The organism is Pseudomonas sp. Snoq117.2 (genome assembly GCF_900110545.1).
Lineage (GTDB): Bacteria > Pseudomonadota > Gammaproteobacteria > Pseudomonadales > Pseudomonadaceae > Chryseomonas > Chryseomonas benzopyrenica.
Map to the genome: position 1 here is coordinate 54,072 of NZ_FOED01000009.1, position 24,071 is coordinate 78,142.

Sequence of the window (24,071 nt, forward strand, 5' to 3'; positions counted from 1 at the left end):
TCGCCTGGCCAGTGCCCAAACGCGCCTTCGATTTCACTTTCTGAAGCCAAGCCGCGCGAACCTCGGCGAAGCGGTCGCCAACGTTGCTTATCGCGACAAGAGTCGGCTGGCAGCACCCTGTCACTCCGGGGTCATCTTGCAGAGCCAGTCTATCGAGGGACACAAAACCTTCTATCACGCCAGGCGGCGAAGCCATCTAGTATGGATCTTACGCCGCTTCGTCGGTGTGCCCATCTGATGAGGGGATAACAATGGAGCAACGTCCGTTTTGCCCAGGGTGGGGCTTCCCCCTGCGCCGGCTCGACGCCGGCAGCTGTGTCTGTCGAGCCCCTAGGGCCGACACGACCGGAACCCTGCCTTCTGAAGGCCGTGCTGCCGTCACGGCTGACAACCGGATGAACAAGACCCTGAGGTGCCAAGAAGATGTCGACCGAATCCAAGTGCCCGTTCAATCACGCCGCCGGCGGCGGTACCACCAACAAGGATTGGTGGCCGAATCAGCTCAATCTCAACTTCCTGCACCAGCATTCCTCGCTGTCCGACCCCATGGGCGAGGACTTCGACTACGCCGCCGAATTCAAGAGCCTCGATCTGGAGGCGGTGAAGGCTGACCTGCGCGCCGTGATGACCGATTCCCAGGACTGGTGGCCGGCCGACTTCGGGCACTACGGTCCGCTGTTCGTGCGCATGGCCTGGCACAGCGCCGGTACCTATCGGGTCGGTGACGGCCGCGGCGGCGCCGGTCAGGGCCAGCAGCGCTTCGCGCCCCTGAACAGCTGGCCGGACAACGTCAGCCTGGACAAGGCACGCCGGCTGATCTGGCCGGTCAAGCAGAAGTACGGGCGCAAGATCTCCTGGGCCGACCTCATCGTCCTCACCGGCAACGTCGCCCTGGAATCCATGGGCTTCAAGACCTTCGGCTTCTCCGGCGGTCGCCAGGACGTCTGGGAACCGGACGATGCGGTGTTCTGGGGTTCGGAAACCGTCTGGCTGGGTGGTGACGTCCGCTATGGCGCCCACAAGAAGATGGAACAGCCCGGTGACGGTGTGCTGACCGCCCAGCCCGAGCAGCATCCGGTGGAGCACAGTCGCAACGATAATCCGCAGCGCACCCTGGAAAATCCCCTGGGCGCGGTGCAGATGGGCCTGATCTACGTGAACCCGGAAGGCCCGGAGGGCAACCCCGATCCGGTGGCTTCGGCCCACGACATCCGCGAGACCTTTGGCCGCATGGCCATGAACGACGAGGAGACCGTCGCCCTCATCGCCGGTGGCCACGCCTTCGGCAAGACCCACGGCGCAGGTCCCGCCACCAGCGTCGGTGCCGAGCCGGAAGCGGCCGACCTCGAACAGCAGGGCCTTGGCTGGAAGAACAGCTATGGCACCGGCAAGGGCGCCGACACCATCACCAGCGGCCTCGAAGTGACCTGGACCTCCACGCCCACCCGCTGGAGCAACGAATACTTCGAGAACATGTTCAAGTTCGAGTGGGAGCTGTTCAAGAGTCCCGCCGGCGCCCACCAGTGGCGACCGAAAGACGGCGCCGGTGCCAATGCCGTGCCCGATGCCCATGATCCCAACAAACGTCACCAGCCGACCATGCTCACCTCGGACCTGGCGCTGCGCTTCGATCCGGCCTACGAAAAGATCTCCCGCCGCTTCCTGGAAAACCCGGACCAACTGGCCGACGCCTTTGCCCGTGCCTGGTTCAAGCTGACCCACAGGGACATGGGTCCCCTGGCCCGCTACCTGGGCCCGGAAACCCCGAACGAAGAGCTGCTGTGGCAGGACCCGCTGCCCAAGGCCGCAGGCGCGCCCCTGGGCGAGGCCGAGGTCAAGGCGCTCAAGGACAAACTGGCCGCGTCCGGTCTGAGCGTGTCCGAACTGGTCGGCACCGCCTGGGCGGCTGCCTCCACTTTCCGCGGTTCCGACAAGCGCGGCGGGGCCAACGGTGGCCGTCTGCGCCTGGCGCCGCAAAAGGACTGGGAGGTCAACCAGCCGGCGCAACTGGCCAAGGTGCTGGGCGTGCTGGAAGGCATCCAGCGTGACGTCCAGGGTCAGGGCAAGCAGGTCTCCATCGCCGACCTGATCGTGCTGGCCGGTAGCGTCGGGGTGGAAAAGGCCGCCCAGGCGGCGGGTCATTCGATCAGCGTGCCCTTCAACCCGGGTCGCGTGGATGCCTCCCAGGAGCAGACCGACGTTCATTCCTTCGGGCATCTGGAGCCCTGGGCCGATGGCTTCCGCAACTATGTGGGCGGGGAGTTCAAGGTCAAGCCGGAATTCCTGCTGGTGGACAAGGCGCACCTGCTGAACCTGACCGCGCCCGAGTTGACGGTGCTGCTGGGCGGCTTGCGCGTGTTGGACATCAACGTGAACGGGGCCAAGCATGGCGTCTTCACCCAGCGGCCGCAGACCCTGACCAACGACTTCTTCGTCAACCTGTTGGACATGGCCACCGAATGGAAGGCTACCGGTCCGGACAAGGCCACCTTCGAAGGTCGTGATCGCCAGAGCGGCGCGTTGAAGTGGACCGGCACCCGGGTCGATCTGGTGTTCGGTTCCCATGCCCAGCTGCGCGCCCTGAGCGAGGTCTACGGCAGTGCCGACGCCCAGGAGAAGTTCGTCAAGGACTTCGTCAAGGTCTGGACCAAGGTGATGGAGCTGGACCGTTTCGATCTGCGTTGATCGCCAAGCGGTAACTGAAAACGCCTCCTCCGGGAGGCGTTTTTTTGGGGGCCGTGCAACCGAACCTCCATTCATCGCCGATCAATGGAAGGCCAGTTGAAAGGCTCATCTTAGAGGTGCTCAGGCTTCGGGGTCGCCAAGTCAGGCCAGCCTTAAGCAAACCCTAAGCGCGCCTTAAGGAGCGCGCGTAACTCGGGAGATACACACTGCGCTAAACACCCAGAGGCTGTCCCCCATGGAAGCGCTTGCCGAACTCTCCCTCAGTCTGGTCGAAGGCCCCATCCGCCCCGATCTGTGCCGCGATGAAGTCCTCGCCGATCTGTTCGAGGCCACCGCGGCGCGGGCGCCCGAGCGGCCCGCCCTGCTCGAAGGCGAGCGCAGCCTGAGCTATGGCGAACTGAACGCCTGGGCCGATCGCGCCGCCTCGCGGCTGCTGGCCGCCGGTGCCGGGCCTGGCCGCGTGGTCGGCCTCTGGCTGCCGCGCGGTATCGAGCTGCTGGTGATGCAGCTGGCCATCGCCAAGACCGGCGCCGCCTGGTTGCCCTGCGATGCCGAAACCCCGGCCGATCGCGTGGCCCTGTGCCTGGAAGATGCCCAGGCGGTGGGCGTGATCACCGGGGCACCCTTCGCCGATCTGCTGGCGCGTCCCGGGCTTGGCTGCTGGACCCCCGACGAGCTGAGCGTCGCCCTGGCCCAGGGCGAGACCCTGCGCCGGCGTGGCCAGGTCTCCCCGGACCACCTGGCCTACCTGATCTACACCTCCGGCTCCACCGGCAAACCCAAAGGCATCGGCATCCGCCAGGACAGCATCTGCCACTTCCTGCGCAGCGAGAATTCGCTGCTCGGCATCGAGGCCGGCGACCGGGTCTACCAGGGTTTCTCGGTGGCCTTCGACATGTCCTTCGAAGAGATCTGGATCAGCTACCTGGTGGGCGCCACCCTCTGGCTGGCGCCGCGGGAGATCACCGCCGACCCCGAGGCCCTGGCCCGCGCCCTGACCGCCCATCGCATCAGCGTGCTGCACGTGGTGCCGACCCTGTTGGCGCTGTTGCCGGAAGACGTCCCCAGCCTGCGCCTGATCAACCTCGGCGGCGAAATGTGCCCCGAACCCCTGGTGGCGCGCTGGAGTCGGCCGCAGCGGCGGCTGTTCAACACCTATGGCCCGAGCGAGGCCACTGTCTCGGCGAGTCTGGCGCAACTGCAACCGGGCGAGCCGGTGACCATCGGCCGGCCGCTGCCCAACTACAGCCTGCTGGTGGTGCACGCCGATGCCAGCCTGCCGCTGGCGCTGCTGCCACGCGATCAGGTGGGCGAACTCTGCATCACCGGTCCGGGCGTGGCGGATGGCTACCTGGGGCGGCCGGAACTGACCGCCGAGAAATTCCTGCCCAATCCCTGGAGCACTGGCAGCCACGACCTCAAGCTCTATCGCACCGGTGACCTGGCGCGGGTCGACGAACACGGCCAGGTGCACTGCCTGGGCCGCGTCGACGATCAGGTGAAGATCCGCGGCTATCGCGTCGAGTTGGGTGAGATCGAGGCTACTCTGGCGCGGCAACCCGGCGTCGGGACCGTGGCCGTGGTGCTGCGCGAAGAGGGCGGGGTGGAGCAACTGGTGGCCTTCCTGGTCGGTGATGGCGGTCCGCTGCCGCGCAGCGACCTGTTGCGGACCGAGCTGGCCGGCTGCCTGCCGCTGTACATGGTACCCAGTCGCTTCGAGTGGCTCGGCGAGATGCCGCGACTGAATTCCGGCAAGATCGACCGCAAGCAACTGCGGGCCCGCCCCCTGGCCATCGCTGCCGTGGCGCCGGTCGCCCCGGCCAGTGGCGCCCTGGGTGCGATGCTGGAGGCCACCGCCGAACTCTTCCCCGGTCAGCCGCTGCACGCCGAGATGGATTTCTTCGACGACCTGGGCGGGCACTCGCTGTTCGCTGCCCGCCTGGTCTCGCGCCTGCGTGACAATCCGCGCTATGCCACCGCCACGGTCAAGGCGGTCTATGCCGGCCGCACCCTGGGCGCCATCGCCGAGGCTCTGGAAGCCGACGCCGCCGAGGCAGGCGCGGCGACGGCCACCGAGGCCTGGGCACCGCCCAGCCGCTGGCGGCGCTGGCGCTGTGGCCTGGCCCAGGCAGTGGCCCTGCCGCCGCTGCTGACCCTGCGCCTGGGACGCTGGTTGGCACCCTTTCTGGCCTTCCCGCTGCTGATCCATTCCGGCACCGCGCTGCCCCTGGCCATGCTCACCGCACTCGGTCTGTTCGTCCTGGCCATCGCCCTGGAATTCGCCGTGGCGCTGCTGGGCAAGCGCCTGACCGGGCGCCTGCAGCCCGGTCGTTATCCGCTGTGGGGCCTGACCTACTACCGCTGGTGGCTGGGTGAGCGCTTTCTCGCCCTGGCGCCGACCTACCTGCTCAGTGGCTCGCCGTTGGCCCGTGGCTGGCTACGGCTGCTGGGTGCCCAGGTCGGTGCCGAGGCCTTCGTCGGCACCCTGACCCTGCGCGTCCCCGAGTTGCTGACCCTGGGGCAGGGCGCCAGCCTGGGCAACGGCGTCAACTTCGAAAACGCCCGGGTGCTGCGCGGCGAACTGCTGCTCGGCGCCGTAACCCTGGGTCGCGAAGCCCAGGTCGGCTCCTATGCCATCCTCGAAGGCGACACCGCCCTCGGAGACGGCGCACGCCTACAGGCCCAATCCGCCCTGCGCAGCGGGCAGCGCGTCCCGGCCGGACGCCACTGGGGCGGCGCGCCGGCCCATGACCAGGGCGCCGCCGGTGCCCGCGTCCTGCCGCCGACCCCGGTGTCCCGTGCCCAGCGTGCCGTACTGAAAGGGCTCTATGCCCTCAGCGGTCTGGTGGTCTCGGTGCTGTTCTTCATGCCGCTGTTTCCCCTGGCGCTGCTGATCGACGAACTGGAAAGCTTTGGTGGACTGCCCTGGTGGCACACCTCTTCGCTGCTGCTCGATGCCCTGCAATACGGCGTACTGGCCCTGCCGCTGGGCGTGGTCAGCGTCGCCCTGACCCTGCTCGGCTGCGCCCTGGCGCGCCGGCTGATCCTGCCGCGGCTGGACGAAGGTCAGTGGTCGGTCGACAGCCTCTTCTACTGGCGCAAATGGCTGGCCAACCTGATCCAGGAGTCGGCACTGCAAAGCCTGCAGGGCCTCTATGCCACCGTTTATTCGGCGCTCTGGTATCGCCTGCTGGGTGCCCGGGTCGGCCGTGATGCCGAGATTTCCACCGCCCAGGGCCCGGTCTCCTCGCTGCTGGAACTGGGCGCCGAGACCTTTATCGCCGATGCCGTGATGCTCGGTGACGAACAGGTGGCCCAGGGCTGGATGACCCTCAGACGCACCTCCATCGCCCGCCGCAGTTTCGTCGGCAACGGCGCCTATGTCGCCGACGGCTGCCACCTCCCTGAGGACGCCCTGATCGGTGTCCTCGGTCGGCTCGACGAAGGCGTGCCCTTGCGCCAGGGCGAAACCTGGCTCGGCTCGCCGGCGGTCCGGCTGCCGGCGCGGGAGACCCTGACCGGCTACCCGGAAAGCCTGACCTTCCGCCCGGCACCCTGGCGCCGGGTGGCGCGTGGTCTAATCGAGGCTCTGCGCATCGTGCTGCCCACCGGCTTCACCGTCGCGGCCGGCTGCGCCATCGCCGAAGCCCTGGTACCGCTGTGGCAGGCCGGTGCCTGGCTGCTACTGCTCGGCGAGACCCTGCTGGCCGGCAGCGCCTTCGCGCTGGCCAGCTTCCTGGTGGTACTGGGGCTCAAGTGGCTGGTGGTCGGTCGTTATCGCCCACGTTCGGCGCCCATGTGGACCTTTTTCGTTTGGCGCAGCGAAGCCATCACCAGCCTCTACGAAACCCTGGCGGTACCCAATCTGCTCGGCACCCTGCGCGGCACGCCCTGGCTGCCGCTGGCGCTGCGCCTGCTCGGCGCCCGCCTGGGGCGCGGCACCTACCTGGATACCACCGACCTCACCGAATTCGACTGCGTGCGCCTCGGTGACCACGGCGAACTCAACGCCCTGGCCGGTCCCCAGACCCACCTGTTCGAAGACCGGGTGATGAAGGTCGGCGAAGTCGAGCTGGGGGCCGGGGTCAACCTGGGGCCGCGCAGCGTGGTGCTCTATGGCGCCCGCGTCGGCGACGACGTGGAACTGGGCCCGCTGTCGCTGGTGATGAAGGGCGAAACCCTGCCGGGTCGCTCGCGCTGGGAGGGTAACCCCGTTCAGCCCCGGCGCTAGGACTGTCACACAACCATAAAGACAGCCCTGGATACTCCGCCCCGTACAACGATGACGGGGCAAGGCGATGACGGCGTGGGTACGACGGATCAGGATCGGACGGACCGGCTGGCTGCTGGGCCTGGCCCTGCTGCTGGCACTGGGGGTGACCCAGGGCCTGCGCAGCAGCCACCTGGACAGCCAGTTGCTGTTCTGGCTTGGCCAACAGTGGCAGAGCGAACCCCGAACCTCCCTGGAACTCGGTCGCTACCGGGTGGCGGTGGAAGCCAAGCCGGTGGCCGGCGTCACCGAGAATCTGTCCGACCTCAGCTATGACCCGGAGCGGGATCGCCTCTGGGCGGTGGTCAACAATCCGCCGGAGTTGCTGGCCCTGAGCCGGAACGGCGAGCTGCTGCAACGTCATCGCCTGGAAGGCTTCGATGATGTCGAAGGCGTGACCTATCTGGGCAACGACCGCCTGCTGCTGGCGGAAGAGGGCGCCAACGCCCTGACCCTGGTAGGCATCCCCGAGGGCGACGATGTGCTCCGGCGCAAGGACTATCGCAGCCTGACCCTGGATCTCTTCCCCCGCGCCAACCAGGGCTTCGAAGGCCTGGACTACGACGCCGCCCGCGATCGGCTGTTCGTGGTCAAGGAGCACTCGCCGCGCAAGCTCTATGAAATCCGTGGCCTGCTCAGGAGCTTCGACGGCGACTTCGCCCTGCGCATCATCGATCGCCAGGCCTGGCTGGACCAGGCGCCCAGCACCGGCGACCTGTCCGCGGTCCATGTCGATCGCCGCACCGGCCACCTGCTGCTACTCAGCGACGAGTCGCGGGTGCTGATCGAACTCGATGACCAGGGCCATACCCTGGATACCCGTTCCCTGGTGGCGCCCTTCGGCGGCCTGTCACGGCGGATCCGCCAGCCCGAGGGTGTCACCCTGGATACCGCCGGCAACCTCTATGTGGTCAGCGAGCCTAACCTGTTCTATCGCTACCAGAAGCGCTGAAACAGGTGCTTGGACTCAAGACTGCTCGATACCGGTGGAGGGGTCGTAGATCAAGCTAACCAGATCGGCCACCTCGGTTAGCGAGCCCCTCATCGCCATCGCTCGATCAAAGCCATGAAAGTGCTTAGGCGCACCTTGGCGCAAAAAGGCAAAAGCCGCTTTCGGACCCGGATAATAGAGTCCCCGCACCGCGAAATAGTCTTCCAGCAGGGAGAACAGCAGCCAGTGAAGCCGATAGTGACCTTCGGCATCGTCGCGTGCTGCCCGGCGCAACATGCGCCGCGCCCACTGTTGCCGGTGGAGACGTTCATCGGTTGACAGCGCTACGGTCTGTTCTGCTACTAGCTCTTCCACCTGGGCAAGCACCTGCTCGCCAAACCGTTCGCGCTGGAACAAGACTCGGCCGCCCTTTAGCCGAACCCAACTGGCATTGGGTCGTGCAGCGGTCGCATCAATCCAGCCATCCACATATAGGCCCTGCCAGTCCGTGGGCAAGCGGATCGGGGCGTCCGTATCCCGGAACCCTAGTACATCCAGATCGCTGTCAGGCTCCCAGTCGCCACGAGCGCGCGAGCCGTAGAGGATAGCGGTATGACAGCCGTAGTCGTGGCGCAGCACTTTGGCAAGGGCTGCCACCAGCGTGGCGTTGTCCGCCGCTGAACAACGAGCCATTCAGACGCCGCCCAGTCGCTCCAGCACGGCGGGGGTGTCCTGGGCGCCCATGGCGCGGGCCACGCTCAGCGCCGTGTTGCCGGCGGCGTCCCGGGCCTTGGGATCGGCGCCGCGGGCGACCAGCAATTCCACCATCTGCACGTGATTGAACATGGCCGCCATCATCAGCGCGGTCTTGCCGTCGGGCATGGCGCCCTCCACGGCGGCGCCGTGCTCCAGCAGCAGTTCGGCCATCGGCAGGTTGTTCTTGAAGGCCGCCCCGGCCAGGGGCGACTGGCCCATGTCGTTGGCCAGATTCGGATCGGCCCGGTGCTCCAGCAGGACGCGACTGGCCTCCAGGTGACCGTGGTAGCTGGCCAGCATCAGCAGGCTGTCGCCCTTGTGATTGCGCAGATTGGGCGTCAGCCCCTTGTCCAGTACCAGGGCCAGCACCTCGGCATTGCCGGTGCGCGCAAGGTTGAACACCTCGGTGGCGAATTCCTGGGCTTCTTCATCGGTCATGCGCTGGGGACCGTCTGCGGTCATGGTGCTCTCCTGGGCTAAGGCGGGCGGGACCCTCGGGATCCCGGACGATAGGAGGGCAGACCCGAACGGCAAGGGGGAGTTCTCTCGCGACGGCGAAAGAAGCCCGCCGCAAAGGCGTGAGTCGGTTATAAAACGTCGCGAGCGGTTGTCAGACAGGTGTGTGCGGCGCGCAGGAACCGGACCGGGCTCGCGTACGAGTGTACGAGTAGTACATGAGGATTCCGAGCACCGCACGTGCCTGTATGGCGGACGCGCAGTAGTTTTATAAGCGGCTCTCAGCCGAAGGTCGCATGGGTCTCGGAAAAGGCCTGCAACTCCGCCACGCTGTAGTTGCCGACCATCAGCACCGGACCATGGGCCGTGCCGATCTGTGCCGGCAGGGTGTCGAGAAAGCCACCGGTCGGGGTCACTCCCAGGTTGGTGTATTCGGCGGCCGGCAGATGGAATTCGGCGATCAGGCGCGCCGCTTCGGCGATCCCGGCGGCCACGCTGACCGGATGCAGGGCCACCCCCAGCGGATTGACCTGGCCGCCGTTGTCGCCGCTGAACAGGTGGCCCACCTTGGCCGCCGCCTCGGCCAGGTCCTGCTGATCCGCCTGGGCGCCGATCAGGAACAGCGAGCCATAGTGCGGCAGGCTGCCACCGCCCTCGGCCTGACTGACGAAGCTGGGCGCGAAGGGCTGCTCGCCGCGGATGTCGGAGCTGTAGTTGGCCACCGGATCGCCGAGGGTGACCACATTGACGAAGTTGCCTCCGTGACCCGCCGCGTGCGCATCGCGGGGAATGCCCGAGGCCTCGAAGCTGATGCCGCCAAGACCGGTCTGCTGGGCGACGTAGGCCGCCGAGATGCCGCCCAGGGAGTGGCCGGTGACGAAGATGTCCTGGGTGCCATAGCCCTGCTTGGCCGCCGCCTCGATCACCTGGTGGGCGAAGTCCAGCGACTGGCGCTGGGCGCTGGAGACCTGCTGGCCGAGGATCTGCAGATCGCTCAGCAGACCACCGGCGGTGGACAGGGGATCGATCAGCAGATTCTCGCCTCTGGTAGTGCCGGCATAGCTGATGAGCACCTGGTTCTCGGCGGTGATCCAGGTGTGGGCCGTCGCGCCGTTGAGCGAGTTGTGCAGCGTCAGCTGCTGGCCATCGACCAGGAACGGCCGCATGCCGTCGGGCGTGCCACCCAGCACGTACTCGCTGATGGCGCCGTTGAGGAATTCGCTGACGGTTGGGGTGCTGGCCGAACTGGTCTGCGCCAGCGGCGTGACCGCGGCGCTCTTCAGCGTGTGCAGGTAGGTGAAGTTGCCGAGGCTGACGATGTCGCTGTTGTCGAGCAGGCCATCGCTGGCCCAGGGGGAGGTTTTCTTGGACATGACGGCACCTTTGTTATTGTCGTGAGGTGGACGCGGTGGCCAGGGCCTTCCACGCCAGGACCACGGTAGGCGCCAGGGAAAAGCCCGCGAAAACCATCCTAGGACGGGCTCTGGCACGCGGCAAGCCGGGAACCCGGGGGTCATTTCCGGACGCCCCGGGTCCGGGTTCGGGCCACCCCACGCCGGGACGGGCCAGGTCTGCGGCAGCGCGGCGCGCCCTGGTCGACCCGCCGCGGGTTCCGGCTACACTGGGGGTCGAATCGATCCAAGAGGCTCCCATGACCGCCATTCGCCTGCCGTCCATCGACCGCCTGCTGCGCCATCCCGCTTCGCGTCCGCTGGAGGAGCGCCACGGTCGCCAGCTGGTCCTTGGCGGCTATCGTTCGCTGCTGGACGATCTGCGGGACGCCCTGAGAGCCGGCACCCTGACCGCCGTGGAGGTGGAGGAGGGCGTGCTGGCCGGTCGCCTGGGCGAGCGCCTGGCGTTGCATAGCCAGCCGCGGGTGCGGCGGGTGTTCAATCTCACCGGCACGGTGCTGCACACCAACCTGGGACGGGCGCTGCTGGCGGAAGAGGCGATCGCCGCGGTGACCGAGGTCGCGCGTCAGCCGATGAATCTGGAATTCGATCTGGCCACCGGCAAGCGCGGCGATCGCGACGACCTGGTCGCCGACCTGGTGCGCGAACTCACCGGCGCCGAGGCGGTGACCGTGGTCAACAACAATGCCGCGGCGGTCCTGCTGGCCCTGCATGCCATAGGCGCGCGCAAGGAAGGGGTGCTGTCCCGTGGCGAGCTGATCGAGATCGGTGGTGCCTTTCGCATCCCCGACATCATGGCCCGGGCCGGGGTCAAGCTGGTGGAGGTGGGCACCACCAATCGCACCCATGCCCGCGACTACGAGGCCGCCATCGGCCCGCGCACCGCGCTGCTGATGCGGGTGCACACCAGCAACTACAGCGTCCAGGGTTTTACCGCCAGCGTGGCCACGGCGGAGCTGGCCGCCATTGCCCGCGCCCATAACGTGCCGCTGCTGGAAGACCTGGGTAGCGGCACCCTGGTGGACCTGACCCGCTGGGGGCTACCCGCCGAACCCACGGTGCAGCAGGCCCTGCGCGATGGCGCCGACCTGGTGACCTTTAGTGGCGACAAGCTGCTGGGCGGCCCCCAGTGCGGCCTCATCGTCGGTCGCCGCGACCTCATCGAGCGCATCAAGAAGAATCCGCTCAAGCGGGCGCTGCGGGTCGACAAGCTGACCCTGGCCGCCCTGGAAGCGACCCTGGCGCTCTATCGCGATCCGGATCGACTGGCCGAGCGGTTGCCCAGCCTCAGGCTGCTGTCGCGCTCGGCCGAGGCCATCACCACCCAGGCCGAGCGGCTGCTGCCGGCCTTCGCCGCCGTGCTAGGCGCGACCTATGCGGTCAGCGTGGAGCCGGCGCTGGGCATGATCGGCAGTGGCGCCCAGCCGGTGGCACGGCTGCCCGGGGCGGCGCTGTGCTGTCGCCCCCAGGTCAGCAAGCGCCTGCGTGGGCGCGCCCTGCGGCAATTGGAAGAGGGCCTGCGCCAGCTACCCATTCCGGTGGTGGGGCGCATCGACGCCGATGCGCTCTGGCTGGATTTGCGTCAGCTCGACGACGAAGCCGCCTTTCTCGCGCAATTGCCAGCGCTGCTGCTGCCGGAGATTCGCTAAGAGCCTGTTCAAAGGCTCGCGAGCTAGAGCCAAACAAGGCGAAAAGACCTGAGGAAGCGGAGTTTACGAGTAGTAAATGAGCATTCCGATGGTCTTTTCAACGCCGTTTGGCCGACGCGCAGCAGCCTTTGAATAGGCTCTAACGAACGACCCAGCGCTGCCGGGCCCAGTTACTCAGCAGATCCACGCCCAGCACCAGCACCAGCATGCCGAGGATCACGGTGGCGGCCTGGGCCTGCTGGAACAGGCTCAGGCTGAAGTACAGCTGCTGCCCCAGGCCGCCGGCGCCGACGAAGCCGAGGATGCTGGCCATGCGGATGTTGTTTTCCCAGCGATAGAGCAGATAGGCCAGCAACTGCGGCCAGACTGCCGGCAGGGTGCCGTAGAGAAAGGCCGCCAGCGCGCCACCGCCGGCCAGGCGAATGGCTTCGGCAGGCGCCTTGGGGGTGTTTTCCAGGGCTTCGGCGAACAGCCGGCCAAGCACCCCGGCGGTGTGTAGGGCCAGCGCCAGGGTGCCGGCATTGGGTCCCAGGCCGGCGGCCAGCACCATCAGCGCCGCCCAGACCAGTTCCGGCACGGCGCGCAGGGCATTGAGCAGCAGCCGCGCCAGCGCCAGGGCGGCCAGGCCGAAGCGGCCGGCCGCCAGCAGCGCCAGCAGGATGCCCAGTAGCCCGGCGAGCAGGGTACCCAGGGCCGACATCGCCAGGGTTTCCACAGCGCCCCGGGCCACGGCCGACAGCTGGGCGAGGGAGAAATCCGGCTTGAGGAAATCGGCCAGGAAGCTACCCATCTGACCCAGGGCGCGGGCGCTCAGCAATTCGCCAAAGGCGGTGCCCAGGTAGCTGATGGACGCCAGCAGGGCGGTGCCCATCGCCACTACCGTCAACAGCCCGGGGCCACGGCCTCGGCCGCGCTCCACCTGGCGCAGCAGCCGGCTCAGCACATCGGCCAGCAGCACCAGCACCAGGAAGGTCAGCAGCAGGCTGGCCACCTCGCCACCGGCGAACATGCGTAGCGACAGGTCGACCTGCTGGCCGAGGCCGCCAGCGCCGACGAAGCCCATCACCACCGAGGCGCGGATGGCGCACTCCCAGCGGTAGACGCTGTAGGAAATCATCTCGCCCGCGGCATTGGGCAGCACGCCATAGACGAAGGCCTGCAGGCGACCGGCGCCCTGGAGCAGCAGGGCCCGCGCCGGGCGGGGATCGACCGATTCGAAGATCTCCGCATAGACCTTGCCCAGCATGCCGCCGTAGGTGATGGCGATGGCCAGCACCCCCGCCGTGGGGCCCAGGCCGACGGCGCGGACGAACAGCAGCGCCCAGACGATCTCCGGCACGCTGCGCAGGACGATCAGTACCCCGCGGACCAGCCCGCGGAGCAGGCGCGGCAACCGACCGGGGCGACCGGCGCGGGGCAGGGCGGAAATCGACAGCGCGCGGGTGGCCAGCAGGGCAGCGGGCAGGGCGATCAGTGCCGCCAGGGCCATGCCCAAGGTGGCGATGGCCAGGGTTTCCAGGGTGGCGCGACCCAGCACGGCGAGAAAGTCGGCGTCATGGGCCGGGGGCCAGAAGCCGGCGAGAAAGTTGCCCATGGTGCGGGCATTGTCGCCGGTGAAGAGGCCCAGCAGATCGAATTCCGCCAGGCGCAGCGTCGGCCAGGCCAGCACCAGGGCCAGCAGGGTGAGCAGCAGGCGGGGCCGGGCAGCGGGGTCCCGACGAGGCGGATTCAGCATCGTGGCAGATCGAGCGGTGTCTCGGCCGGAGTCGGCGCGGCGGGCGCTAGGGTGGTACTCAGGCCGTCATTGGCATAGAGCGCCGCGAGATCGGCCTCGCTCACCGCGCTGGCGGGCTTGTCCCACAGCAGCCGACCGGCACGCAGACCGAGGATGCGCGGAAAGCGCTGCAGCGCCAGTTCGACGTTGTGCAGGCTGGTGACCAGGGTGCTGCCCTGGCGCCCGGCGGCGTCGCGCAGCACCTCCAGGGTATGGCCGGCCAGCACCGGGTCCATGGCCGACACGGGTTCGTCGGCGAGCAGCAGCTGCGGTTGCTGGTAGAGCGCCCGGGCGATGCCGATGCGCTGCAGCTGGCCACCGGACAACTGATCGCAGGAGGCGTAGAGACGGTCGGCGAGATCCAGCGGCGTCAGGGCCGCAGCGGCGCCGTCACGATCCAGGGGATGCACCAGGCTGATCAGGCTACGCGCCAGCGACCACTGGCCGAGCCGTCCGGCCAGCACCGCGGTGATGACTCTCTGGCGTGCGGGCAGCGGCGGGGCCTGGTGGATGAGACCGATACGGGCGCGCAGCTGGCGCCGCGCGCGGTTGCCCAGCGTCCAGGGATCTTCCCCGAGTAGCTCCAGCTGACCCGTCACGGGCCGCAGCCCGGTGGCCAGCAGCCGCAGCAGGCTGGTCTTGCCCGCCCCGGACGGGCCGATCAGGGCGACCTGCTCACCCTGTTCCAGGTGCAGGTCGAGATCGGCCAGGGCGGGCGAGCCGTCGGCGTGTACCAGCGTCACGCCCCTGAGGGCGAGACTCACTTGAGCAGGCCGGCTGCCAGGGCGGAAGCCTCGATGCTCTTGTAGTTGTCCGGCGAGGTCGGCACGAAGCGGCTGGCCGCTTGCAGGTCGAGGATCGCCTTGTCGGCGGGCTTGGCCGGATCCAGGTCGAGGAAGGCCTGTTTGATCTTGGCTGCCAGTTGCGGATCCAGATTGCCCCGCACCGTCCAGTTGTAGTCATAGTAGGCCGGGGTGGTAGCGATCACCCGCACCTTGCTGGTGTCGACCTTGCCGGCGTCGACCAGCTTCTTCCACACCGAGGCGTTGAGCACCCCAGCGTCGGCCTTGCCCGCGGCAACCCAGGCGACGGTGGCGTCATGGGCGCCGGAATAGGCCACCCGCGAGAAGAACTGCTCGGGAGCGATGCCGTCCTGCTGCATGAAGTAGCGCGGCATCAGGCTGCCCGAAGTGGAGGAGACCGAACCAAAGGCGAATGTCTTGCCCTTGAGGTCCTGCAGGCTCTTCACGGCCGGATCGGCGGTGATGAATTTGCTGGTGAACTGCTGATCTTCCTCGCGCTGTACCAGGGGATTCATCGGCGCCTTACGCTGCGCCTGGACGAAGGTGAAGCCACCGAACCAGGCCAGGTCCAGCCGATCCGACGCCATGGCTTCCACCACGCCGGCATAGTCGGACACCGGCACGAACTTGACCGGCATGCCCAGGCGTTGCTCCAGGTATTCGCCCAGCGGCTTGAACTTGCGGATCAGCTCGGTGGGCGCCTCGTCGGGAATGGCCGAGACGCGCAGTTCGTCGGCGGCATGGGAAAGCAGGGACGTCAGGGACAGGGCCAGGCCTGCTGCCAGGGCCAGCGAACGCTTGAGCATGGGTTTCTCCGGTTCAATAGCGGAAAAAAAGGGGCTGCAGTATAGGGGGTGACGCTCGATTGCGCAGCCGTCACGGGGCCGGAGGCCTTGTTGGAACGTGCGGCGCGGCGACGGAAACGCTCTGGACGGCGCCTGCGCGGCGGACTTGAAGCAGCGTTCGAGTCCGCCAGGGAGGGGAGATTAGCCCGCAGGCGCTCAGGTCTCGTCGAAGAAGCGCTCGTTCCAGTCCACCAGGGGTTGCGGCGCATTGAGCTTCTGGCCGTAGATCACTGCGTAGGCCAGCACGTTCTGCACGTATTGCCGCGTCTCGTCGAAGGGAATGGTTTCCACCCAGACGTCGAAGGCCAGGTGGCGAGCGCCCGTCAGCCAGCGCTTCACCCGCCCCGGGCCGGCGTTGTAGGCCGCCGAGGCCAGCACGCGGTTGCCGTTGAACTGGGCATGGACCATCGACAGATAGGCGGTGCCCAGCTGGATGTTCTTTTCCGGGGTCAGCGCCTGCTGCGGCGAGGCCAGGGGAATGGCGAACTTGCTGGCGGTATGGCTGGCGGTGGCCGGCATCAGCTGCATCAGGCCCATGGCGCCCACGCCGGAGCGCGCATCGGCCATGAAGCCGCTTTCCTGGCGGGTGATGGCGAACACCCAGCTGCTGTGCAGACCGCGGGTCTGGGCCTCGCGCACGAAGCTCTCGCGGTAGGCGATGGGGAAACGGATGTCCAGGTCGTCCCAGTACTTGGCCAGGCTGATGGTGCGGATCGCCGGGAAATACCATTGCATGTCATAGGCCATGCGCGCCTGGGCCACTAGTTCGTCGCGGTTGAAGTGGCGGCTGACGTAGAACCACTCGCGGCGGGCGTTGATCGGTTCGCCGCGGGCGATGAATTCCAGGGCGCGCTGCACGCCAGGGGTATTGCGCACCTTGCGCTTGAGGGCGTCGCTGAGCATCAGCGGCTTGTTGTTGAGCTGATAGGGCGCCTTGCTGCGGTCGGCAGCGAGAAAGCCGTAATAGTCACGCTCGCGACTGACTTCGGCGTATTCGCGCAGCACCGCCGGACTCTGCGGCTGCATCAGCTCCAGGGTGCGGGCGCGCCAGTATTCCCAGCGATTGGCCTTGGCCAGGCTGGGCGGAAAGCGCTCGATCAGGGCATGGGCATCGCTCCAGCGACCCAGGCGCAGGAGCAGTCGGGCGCGCCATTCGCTGACGTCGTCATCACGCAGCTCGAGATCGTAACGCTCCATCAACGGCAGGGCGCGCGGATCGAAGTTCTTCGCCAGGGTCAGGCCGATCTGGCGGGCGATGGCGACCTTTTCGTCGCGGGTGAAGGGCATGCGCTGGCTGTAGACATCCAGCAGACCCATGGCCTGTTCCGGATCCTGGCGCGCCAGTTTGCGCAGTCCCAGGCCGACCACGTCGGCGAGGCTCTCGCTGGCCGGGGCGAAAGCCTGGACATTGGCGATCTGCTGCGGCTTCTGCGCTACGTCGATCAGCCGCTGGGCCTGGCCGGACAGCGTCGGCAACTGGGCGGAGAGGGTGCGCACCAGGCCGTATTCGCCCTTGTCGGCGGCTAGCTTGGCGCGCTCCCAGACCCGCTCCTCGGTGAGCTGGCCGCGCGCCGCCCAGGCCTGGAACAGGCCGTCGCAGCTGGTCGGCTGGGCCTTGCCCACCAGCCAGTACTTCTCCGCCAGCTTGAAGCCCTCGCTGGCATTGCCTTGGGCGATCAGGTACTGGCCGTGCAGGCAATCCAGTTCGGTGAAGTTGTAGTCGGGCGAATAGTATTTCTCGAAGCGATTCCAGTCGCCGCGATCGGCCAGGCTGCGCAGCCAGCGCAGACGCAGCCAGTTGGACTGCGGCAGATCGCCGTGCTCGGCGAGAAAGGTCTCGATCTCGGCGTCGCTGGCGCCGGGGACGCGCTTGATCAGCTCGTCGTAGGCCAGGTAGGGCTCCAGCGGATAGGTGCGCAGTTCGCCGCGATTGGCCAGGTAGACGCTGGCGTCGCCGCGATCCAGCGCCGCCTTGGCCTGGTCGTAGAGTTGCCGCTGCTGCTCCAGGGGAGCGGCTTGCGAGGTGGTGGAGCCGATCAGGGGAGCGAGGAGCAGGGGCAGGATGACGAACAGGCGACCGCGCATGGGAATTCCGTAAAAGCTGAATGCGGAGGAGGCGGCGCGCCAGGCTCAGGGCCAGCGGCCGACCGTCACGGGGCAGTCTAGCTTACGTGCCGGCGCCAGGCGGCGAAAGCGTCGGCCATGGCCTGCCGTCGGGCGGTCCGGGCGTTTCGCCGGGTCGTGTCGACCGGCGCCGGGGTAGGCGTCTCTGCTAGACTGGCTGGCCTTTTTCGCGGAGAAACCCATGGCGCTGCTCAAGTTCACCAACGTATCCCTGGCCTTTGGCGTCACCCCCTTGCTGGACGGGGTGTCCTGGCAGATCGAACGGGGCGAGCGGGTATGCATCATCGGCCGCAACGGCACCGGCAAATCCAGCCTCTTGCGCATCGTCAAGGGCGAGCAGCAGGCCGACGACGGTGAGGTCTGGCGCGCGCCGGCACTGAAGATCGGCGAGCTGCCGCAGGAATTGCCGCGCGCCGACGACCGCTCGGTGTTCGACGTGGTGGCCGCCGGCCTGGCGGGCGTCGGCGAGCTGCTCGCCGAATACCATCACCTGACCCAGGACACCAGCGGTGAACTGGACATGGACCGCCTCATGCACGTCCAGCAGGAACTGGAAGCCCGCGACGGCTGGCGCCTGCAGCAACTGGTGGAAAGCACCCTGAGCCGGCTGCAGCTGCCGGCGGAAAAGACACTCGCCGAACTGTCCGGTGGCTGGCGGCGGCGCGTGCTGCTGGCTCAGGCCCTGGTGGCCGAGCCCGATCTGCTGCTGCTCGACGAACCCACCAACCACCTGGACATCGGTGCCATCGCCTGGCTGGAAGACGCCCTGCGCGGCTATCCCGGTGCCGTGCTGTTCATCACCCACGACCGGGCCTTCCTTCAGGCGCTGGCCACCCGCATCCTCGAACTGGACCGCGGCAACCTGATCGACTGGCAGGGCGACTACGCCAGCTTCCTGGTGCACAAGGAGCAGCAGCTGGCGGCGGAAGAGACCGCCAATGCCCTGTTCGACAAGCGCCTGGCCCAGGAAGAGGTCTGGATCCGCCAGGGCATCAAGGCCCGGCGGACCCGCAACGAAGGCCGGGTCCGTGCCCTCAAGGCCATGCGCAACGAACGCAGCGAGCGCCGCGAGCGCCAGGGCAAGGCCAATCTATTGCTGGAAACGGCCGACAAGTCCGGCAAGCAGGTCATCCTCGCCGAGCACATGAGCTATGCCCACCCCGGCGGCGAGCCGCTCATCCGCGACCTGACCCTGCTGATCCAGCGTGGCGATCGCATCGGTCTGCTCGGCCCCAATGGCTCGGGCAAGACCACCCTGCTCAAGCTGCTGCTGGGTGACCTGCAGCCCACCACCGGCAAGATCCAGTACGGCACCAAGCTGGAGATCGCCTACTTCGACCAGCTGCGCCTGCAACTGGAGCCGAAGAAGACGGTGATCGACAACCTCGCCGAGGGTCGCGAATTCATCACCATCAACGGCCAGGATCGCCATGTGCTGAGCTACCTGGGCGATTTCCTGTTCAGCCCCCAGCGTGCCCGTACCCCGGTCAAGGCACTGTCCGGTGGCGAGCGCGCGCGCCTGCTGCTGGCCAAGCTGTTCAGCAAGCCGGCCAACCTGCTGGTGCTGGACGAACCCACCAACGACCTCGACGTCGAGACCCTGGAACTGCTCGAAGAGGTGCTGCTGAGTTTCGAGGGCACCGTGCTGATGGTCAGCCACGACCGGGCTTTCCTCGACAACGTGGTGACCAGCACCCTGGTGTTCGAAGGGGAAGGGCGGGTACGGGAGTACGTCGGTGGCTACCAGGATTGGCTGCGCCAGGGTGGCTCACCGCGCCTGCTGGGCGTACAAACCCGCGAAGACAAGCCGGTACAGCCGGCCGCCAAGGCCGAGCCTACTCCTGTGGCGGCACCCGCAGCCGCGCCGGCCAAGCGCAAGCTCAGCTACAAGGAGCAGCGTGAGCTGGACGCCCTGCCAGGCGCCATCGAAACCGCGGAGATCGAACTGGAAGCCCTGCAGACCGCCATTGCCGATCCCGGCTTCTACCAGCTGCCGGGCGAGGTCACCCAGGCCAAGCTGGCCCGCATGGACGCGCTGCAGGCCGAACTGGATCGCCTCATCGAGCGCTGGGCCGAGTTGGAGTGATCCAACCCGGCCGCGGGATCAGGTCTTATCCTTGTTCAGGGCCACCGCCAGGGTATCGCAGGGCGCGCCGTGCAGCAGGTCGTTGGACGTCGAGCCCAGCAGCAGCGCCAGGCCGTGACGACCATGGCTGCCGACCACGATCAGGTCGCAGCCCTGCTCCTTGGCCATGCGGTGGATCTCCTGGCGCGGCTGCCCATAGGCCAGCACGCAATTGCCAGCCAACTCGGCGTACTGGGTGGTGAAGCCATCCAGTCGTTCGCGGGCCTGCTCGATCTGCTGCTGCTGCAGCGACGACAGATCCATGGGCACATCACCGCCAAAGGCCATGGCCATGGGCTCGACCACGTGCACTAGGGACACCTTGCTGCCACAGCACTGACCCAGGGCCACGGCGCGGCGGATCACCGGCTGGCAATCGTCGGTCAGGTCGACGGCAACCAATATGTGTTGGTAGGCCATACACATCTCTCCTTCGTGATGGGGCGCCAGGCCGTACCGTGGCTGGCGCTCGATTCGCAGGCTTCAGGTTCTGCCTGGAAAGAACCGGCTGTCGCTGGCAGCTGTTCAGGCAGAGGCTCGCCCACTTGTAGTTTCGACTCCAGGAGTCGGGGATAGCTCCACGGCTATCTTGCACAGAAGCGCGCCAAGCTCAAGCGCCCACCACGCGAACCCCCGGTTGCGCTTTCCCCGCGTGTCCCAATTGACAAGCGCCCGCTTTTGCCAGAAGGTTGTGCGAGCCGTTCAAACGGTTGTATGAATTTTCGCCCCGGCCCGGCCGGTGCCCTCCACAGAACAATATCGGGGCTGGCGATTTTCGGCTTCCACCCGAAGCTGCCGCCCGCCTCGCGACCAGGACTCAAGGGAGACCCGCTGATGATTTTCGAAGGCAAAGCCCTTTCGGTGCGCGACGTGGAGGACGGCATCGCCGAACTTCGCTTCGACCTCCAAGGCGAATCGGTCAACAAGTTCAGCGCCATCACCCTGCGTGAATTCCGCCAGGCCGTGGATGCCCTGAAAGCCCACGCCGGCCTGCGCGGCGTCATCGTCACCAGCGGCAAGGACGTCTTCATCGTCGGCGCCGACATCACCGAATTCGTCGAGATGTTCGGCCGGCCGGCCGAAGAGCTGCAGGCCGGCATCGCCGAGATCAACCGCATCTTCAACGACTTCGAAGACCTGCCGGTGCCCACCGTGGCCGCCGTGGGCGGCATCGCCCTGGGTGGCGGTTGCGAGATGACCCTGACCGCCGACTATCGGGTGCTGAGCACCGCGGCACGCATCGGCCTGCCGGAAGTCAAGCTGGGCATCTATCCGGGCTGGGGCGGCACCGTCCGCCTGCCGCGCCTGATCGGCAGCGACAACGCCATCGAGTGGATCGCTTCCGGCAAGGAAAACGACGCCGCCACCGCTCTAAAGGTCGGCGTGGCCGATGCCGTGGTCGCCCCCGAGCACCTGTTCGACGCCGCCCTGGACCTGGTCCGCCGCGCCGCCGCCGGCGAGCTGAACTACCGCGCCAAGCGCAAGCCCAAGCTGGAAAAGCTGCAGCTCAATGCCATCGAAGCCATGATGGCCTTCGAATCGGCCAAGGGCTTCGTCGCGAGTCAGGCCGGTCCGCACTATCTGGCACCGCTGGAAGCCATCAAGGCCATTCAGAATTCCGCCAACTACGGCCGCGACAAGGCCCTGGAAGTCGAAGGCGCCGGTTTCGCCAAGATGGCCCAGACCTCGGTCTCCGCCAGCCTGGTCGGCCTGTTCCTCAATGACCAGGCGCTCAAGCGCAAGGCCAAGGTACTGGAAAAGCAGGCCGCGCCGGTCAAGCTGACCAGCGTGCTGGGCGCCGGCATCATGGGTGGTGGCATCGCCTACCAGTCCGCGCTCAAGGGCACCCCGATCCTGATGAAGGACATTCGCGACGAAGCCCTGGAGCTGGGGCTGAGCGAAGCCAGCAAGCTGCTCAACAAGCGCGTCGAGAAGGGCCGCCTGGAGCCGGCGAAGATGGCCGAGGCGCTCAATCGCATCCGTCCGACGCTGTCCTATGGCGACTTCAAGAGCGTCGACCTGGTGGTCGAGGCGGTGGTCGAGAACCCCAAGGTCAAGCAGGCCGTGCTGGCCGAAGTGGAAGGCCAGGTACGCGAGGACGCCATCCTCACCTCCAACACCTCCACCATCTCCATCAGTCTCCTGGCCCAGGCGCTCAAGCGTCCGGAAAACTTCTGCGGCATGCACTTCTTCAACCCGGTGCACATGATGCCCCTCGTCGAGGTGATCCGTGGCGAGAAGACCAGTGAAAGAGCCATCGCCACCACCGTGGCCTACGCTCGCCAGATGGGCAAGAACCCCATCGTGGTCAATGACTGCCCCGGCTTCCTGGTCAACCGCATTCTCTTCCCGTACTTCGGCGGCTTCGCCGCGCTGCTGGCCCAGGGGGCCGATTTCCAGCGCGTCGACAAGCTGATGGAGAAGTTCGGCTGGCCCATGGGCCCGGCCTACCTGATGGACGTGGTCGGCATGGACACCGCCCACCACGCCCGCGACGTCATGGCCGAGGGCTTCCCCGAGCGCATGAAGGAAAGCCGCAAGACCGCGGTGGACGCCCTTTACGAAGCCCATCGCTTCGGCCAGAAGAACGGCAAGGGCTTCTATGTCTACGAGACCGACAAGAAGGGCAAGCCGAAGAAGGTCGCCGATCCGACCGTGGCCGAGGTGCTGGCACCGGTCACCTACGAACAGCGTGAATTCACCGACGAGGAGATCGTCGAGCGGATGATGGTGCCGCTGTGTCTGGAAGCCGTGCGCTGCCTGGAAGACGGCATCGTCGAAAGCGCCGCCGAGGCCGACATGGGCCTGATCTACGGCATCGGCTTCCCGCCCTTCCGTGGTGGTGCGCTGCGCTACATCGACAGCCTTGGCGTGGCCGAATTCGTCGCCATGGCCGACAAGTACGCCGACCTCGGGCCGCTGTACCACCCGACCCCCAAACTCCGCGAAATGGCCGCCGCTGGCCAACGCTTCTTCGGTTGAGCCTGGAGTAAAGAAATGAGTCTGAATCCGAGAGACGTCGTCATCGTCGACTTCGCCCGCACGCCCATGGGCCGTTCCAAGGGCGGCATGCACCGCAACACCCGCGCCGAGACCCTGTCCGCGCGGCTGATCGACGCGGTCCTCGACCGCAACCCCCAGGTCAACCCGGCCGAGGTGGAAGACGTGATCTGGGGCTGCGTCAACCAGACCCTGGAACAGGGCTGGAACATCGCCCGCATGGCCTCGCTGCTGACCCGCATCCCCCATACCAGCGGCGCCCAGACGGTGAGCCGCCTGTGCGGTTCTTCCATGAGCGCCCTGCACACCGCCGCCCAGGCGATCCAGACCGGCAACGGCGACGTCTTCGTCGTCGGCGGGGTGGAGCACATGGGCCACGTCGGCATGATGCACGGCGTCGATCCGAATCCCCAGCTGTCGCTGCACGCCGCCAAAGCCTCCGGCATGATGGGCCTGACCGCCGAGATGCTGGGCAAGATGCACGGCATCACCCGCGAAGCCCAGGACCAGTTCGGCTACCGCTCTCATCAACTGGCCTGGAAGGCCACCCAGGAAGGCAAATTCAAGGACGAGATCATTCCCCTGGAAGGTCACGACGAGAACGGCTTCCTCAAGGTCTTCAGCCAGGACGAGACCATCCGTCCGGAAACCACCCTCGAAGGACTGGCGGCCCTGAAGCCGGCCTTCAACCCGAAGGGCGGGACCGTGACCGCCGGCACCTCCTCGCAGATCACTGATGGCGCCTCCTGCATGCTGGTCATGTCCGCCCAGCGCGCCCAGGACCTGGGCCTGCAACCGCTGGCCAAGATCCGCTCCATGGCCGTGGCCGGCGTGGATCCGGCGATCATGGGCTACGGTCCGGTGCCGGCCTCGCAGAAGGCGCTCAAGCGCGCCGGCCTGACCATCGCCGACATCGATTTCATCGAACTCAACGAAGCCTTCGCCGCCCAGGCCCTGCCGGTGCTCAAGGACCTCAAGGTGCTCGACAAGATGGAGGAAAAGGTCAATCTGCACGGGGGCGCCATCGCCCTGGGTCACCCCTTCGGTTGCTCTGGCGCCAGAATTTCAGGCACGCTGTTAAATGTCATGAAACAGAATCACGGCACCTTCGGCCTGGCCACCATGTGCGTGGGGCTCGGCCAGGGCATCACCACGGTGTTCGAACGCCTGCGCTGATCCGCCGCAGCGTGCGTCATCCGACCGGGGCGCCCCCAGGGCTGCCCCGGTTTTCTTTTTTCGAG

Annotated in this window: 15 protein-coding genes and 1 pseudogene; 7 read left to right on the forward strand and 9 right to left on the reverse strand. The window is 67.1% G+C overall.

What is annotated here, in order from left to right; translation table 11 throughout:
* Nucleotides 1-423: 423 nt before the first annotated feature.
* From katG to BMZ43_RS19730, 3 genes are all read left to right on the forward strand, one after another.
* On the forward strand, nt 424-2,685 hold the full coding sequence (katG, locus tag BMZ43_RS19720; RefSeq protein ID WP_064309441.1) for a catalase/peroxidase HPI: 2,262 nt from the start codon (nt 424-426) through the stop codon (nt 2,683-2,685).
* A gap of 235 nt (nt 2,686-2,920) precedes the next feature.
* Nucleotides 2,921-6,916 carry a Pls/PosA family non-ribosomal peptide synthetase gene (locus BMZ43_RS19725; protein WP_093255958.1) on the forward strand — a complete coding sequence of 1,332 codons (3,996 nt, stop codon included), beginning with the start codon at nt 2,921-2,923 and terminating at the stop codon, nt 6,914-6,916.
* 67 nt (nt 6,917-6,983) lie between these two features.
* Nucleotides 6,984-7,907: an SdiA-regulated domain-containing protein gene (locus BMZ43_RS19730; RefSeq protein WP_093255960.1), complete on the forward strand. Its 924-nt coding sequence runs from the start codon at nt 6,984-6,986 to the stop codon at nt 7,905-7,907.
* Nucleotides 7,908-7,922: 15 nt separating this feature from the next.
* Here the strand turns inward: BMZ43_RS19730 and BMZ43_RS19735 are convergent, their stop codons facing one another.
* The 3 genes from BMZ43_RS19735 to BMZ43_RS19745 form a co-directional block, all read right to left on the reverse strand.
* The gene (locus BMZ43_RS19735) at nt 7,923-8,579 is read right to left on the reverse strand and encodes a nucleotidyltransferase domain-containing protein (protein WP_093255964.1); all 657 of its coding nucleotides are present in this window, start codon (nt 8,577-8,579) and stop codon (nt 7,923-7,925) included.
* Nucleotides 8,580-9,104 carry an ankyrin repeat domain-containing protein gene (locus BMZ43_RS19740; protein WP_017639794.1) on the reverse strand — a complete coding sequence of 175 codons (525 nt, stop codon included), beginning with the start codon at nt 9,102-9,104 and terminating at the stop codon, nt 8,580-8,582.
* A gap of 275 nt (nt 9,105-9,379) precedes the next feature.
* On the reverse strand, nt 9,380-10,471 hold the full coding sequence (locus BMZ43_RS19745; protein WP_093255967.1) for a hypothetical protein: 1,092 nt from the start codon (nt 10,469-10,471) through the stop codon (nt 9,380-9,382).
* A gap of 278 nt (nt 10,472-10,749) precedes the next feature.
* On the opposite strand from BMZ43_RS19745, the gene selA reads away from it, so the two are divergent.
* Nucleotides 10,750-12,159 carry an L-seryl-tRNA(Sec) selenium transferase gene (selA, locus tag BMZ43_RS19750; RefSeq protein WP_093255969.1) on the forward strand — a complete coding sequence of 470 codons (1,410 nt, stop codon included), beginning with the start codon at nt 10,750-10,752 and terminating at the stop codon, nt 12,157-12,159.
* A gap of 139 nt (nt 12,160-12,298) precedes the next feature.
* Here selA and phnE read toward each other — a convergent pair whose 3' ends face one another.
* The 5 genes and pseudogenes from phnE to BMZ43_RS19770 form a co-directional block, all read right to left on the reverse strand.
* Nucleotides 12,299-13,030 carry a phosphonate ABC transporter, permease protein PhnE gene (phnE, locus tag BMZ43_RS26965; protein ID WP_231893118.1) on the reverse strand — a complete coding sequence of 244 codons (732 nt, stop codon included), beginning with the start codon at nt 13,028-13,030 and terminating at the stop codon, nt 12,299-12,301.
* A gap of 51 nt (nt 13,031-13,081) precedes the next feature.
* Nucleotides 13,082-13,894 (reverse strand): annotated as a pseudogene (locus tag BMZ43_RS26970) (PhnE/PtxC family ABC transporter permease); the annotation flags it as partial.
* Nucleotides 13,888-14,697, reverse strand: a complete 810-nt coding sequence (locus BMZ43_RS19760) for a phosphonate ABC transporter ATP-binding protein (protein ID WP_017639790.1) — start codon at nt 14,695-14,697, stop codon at nt 13,888-13,890. The pseudogene BMZ43_RS26970 and the gene BMZ43_RS19760, both read right to left, overlap by 7 nt.
* Nucleotides 14,694-15,542, reverse strand: a complete 849-nt coding sequence (locus BMZ43_RS19765; RefSeq protein ID WP_064309435.1) for a putative selenate ABC transporter substrate-binding protein — start codon at nt 15,540-15,542, stop codon at nt 14,694-14,696. Before BMZ43_RS19765 ends, BMZ43_RS19760 begins: the two co-directional genes overlap by 4 nt.
* A gap of 195 nt (nt 15,543-15,737) precedes the next feature.
* On the reverse strand, nt 15,738-17,666 hold the full coding sequence (locus tag BMZ43_RS19770) for a transglycosylase SLT domain-containing protein (protein ID WP_093255972.1): 1,929 nt from the start codon (nt 17,664-17,666) through the stop codon (nt 15,738-15,740).
* Nucleotides 17,667-17,886: 220 nt separating this feature from the next.
* Between BMZ43_RS19770 and BMZ43_RS19775 the strand changes: the two genes are divergently transcribed.
* Complete coding sequence (locus BMZ43_RS19775) at nt 17,887-19,791, forward strand: ATP-binding cassette domain-containing protein (protein WP_093255975.1); 1,905 nt, start codon at nt 17,887-17,889, stop codon at nt 19,789-19,791.
* Nucleotides 19,792-19,809: 18 nt separating this feature from the next.
* On the opposite strand, the gene BMZ43_RS19780 is transcribed toward BMZ43_RS19775, so the two are convergent.
* On the reverse strand, nt 19,810-20,250 hold the full coding sequence (locus tag BMZ43_RS19780) for a universal stress protein (protein WP_017639786.1): 441 nt from the start codon (nt 20,248-20,250) through the stop codon (nt 19,810-19,812).
* Between the two features lie 414 nt (nt 20,251-20,664).
* Between BMZ43_RS19780 and fadB the strand changes: the two genes are divergently transcribed.
* Both fadB and fadA read left to right on the forward strand, forming a co-directional pair.
* Nucleotides 20,665-22,812 (forward strand): fatty acid oxidation complex subunit alpha FadB, encoded by a 2,148-nt coding sequence (fadB, locus tag BMZ43_RS19785; RefSeq protein ID WP_093255978.1) that lies wholly within the window; start codon nt 20,665-20,667, stop codon nt 22,810-22,812.
* 15 nt (nt 22,813-22,827) lie between these two features.
* On the forward strand, nt 22,828-24,006 hold the full coding sequence (gene fadA, locus BMZ43_RS19790; protein ID WP_093255981.1) for an acetyl-CoA C-acyltransferase FadA: 1,179 nt from the start codon (nt 22,828-22,830) through the stop codon (nt 24,004-24,006).
* The last annotated feature ends 65 nt before the right edge of the window (nt 24,007-24,071 follow it).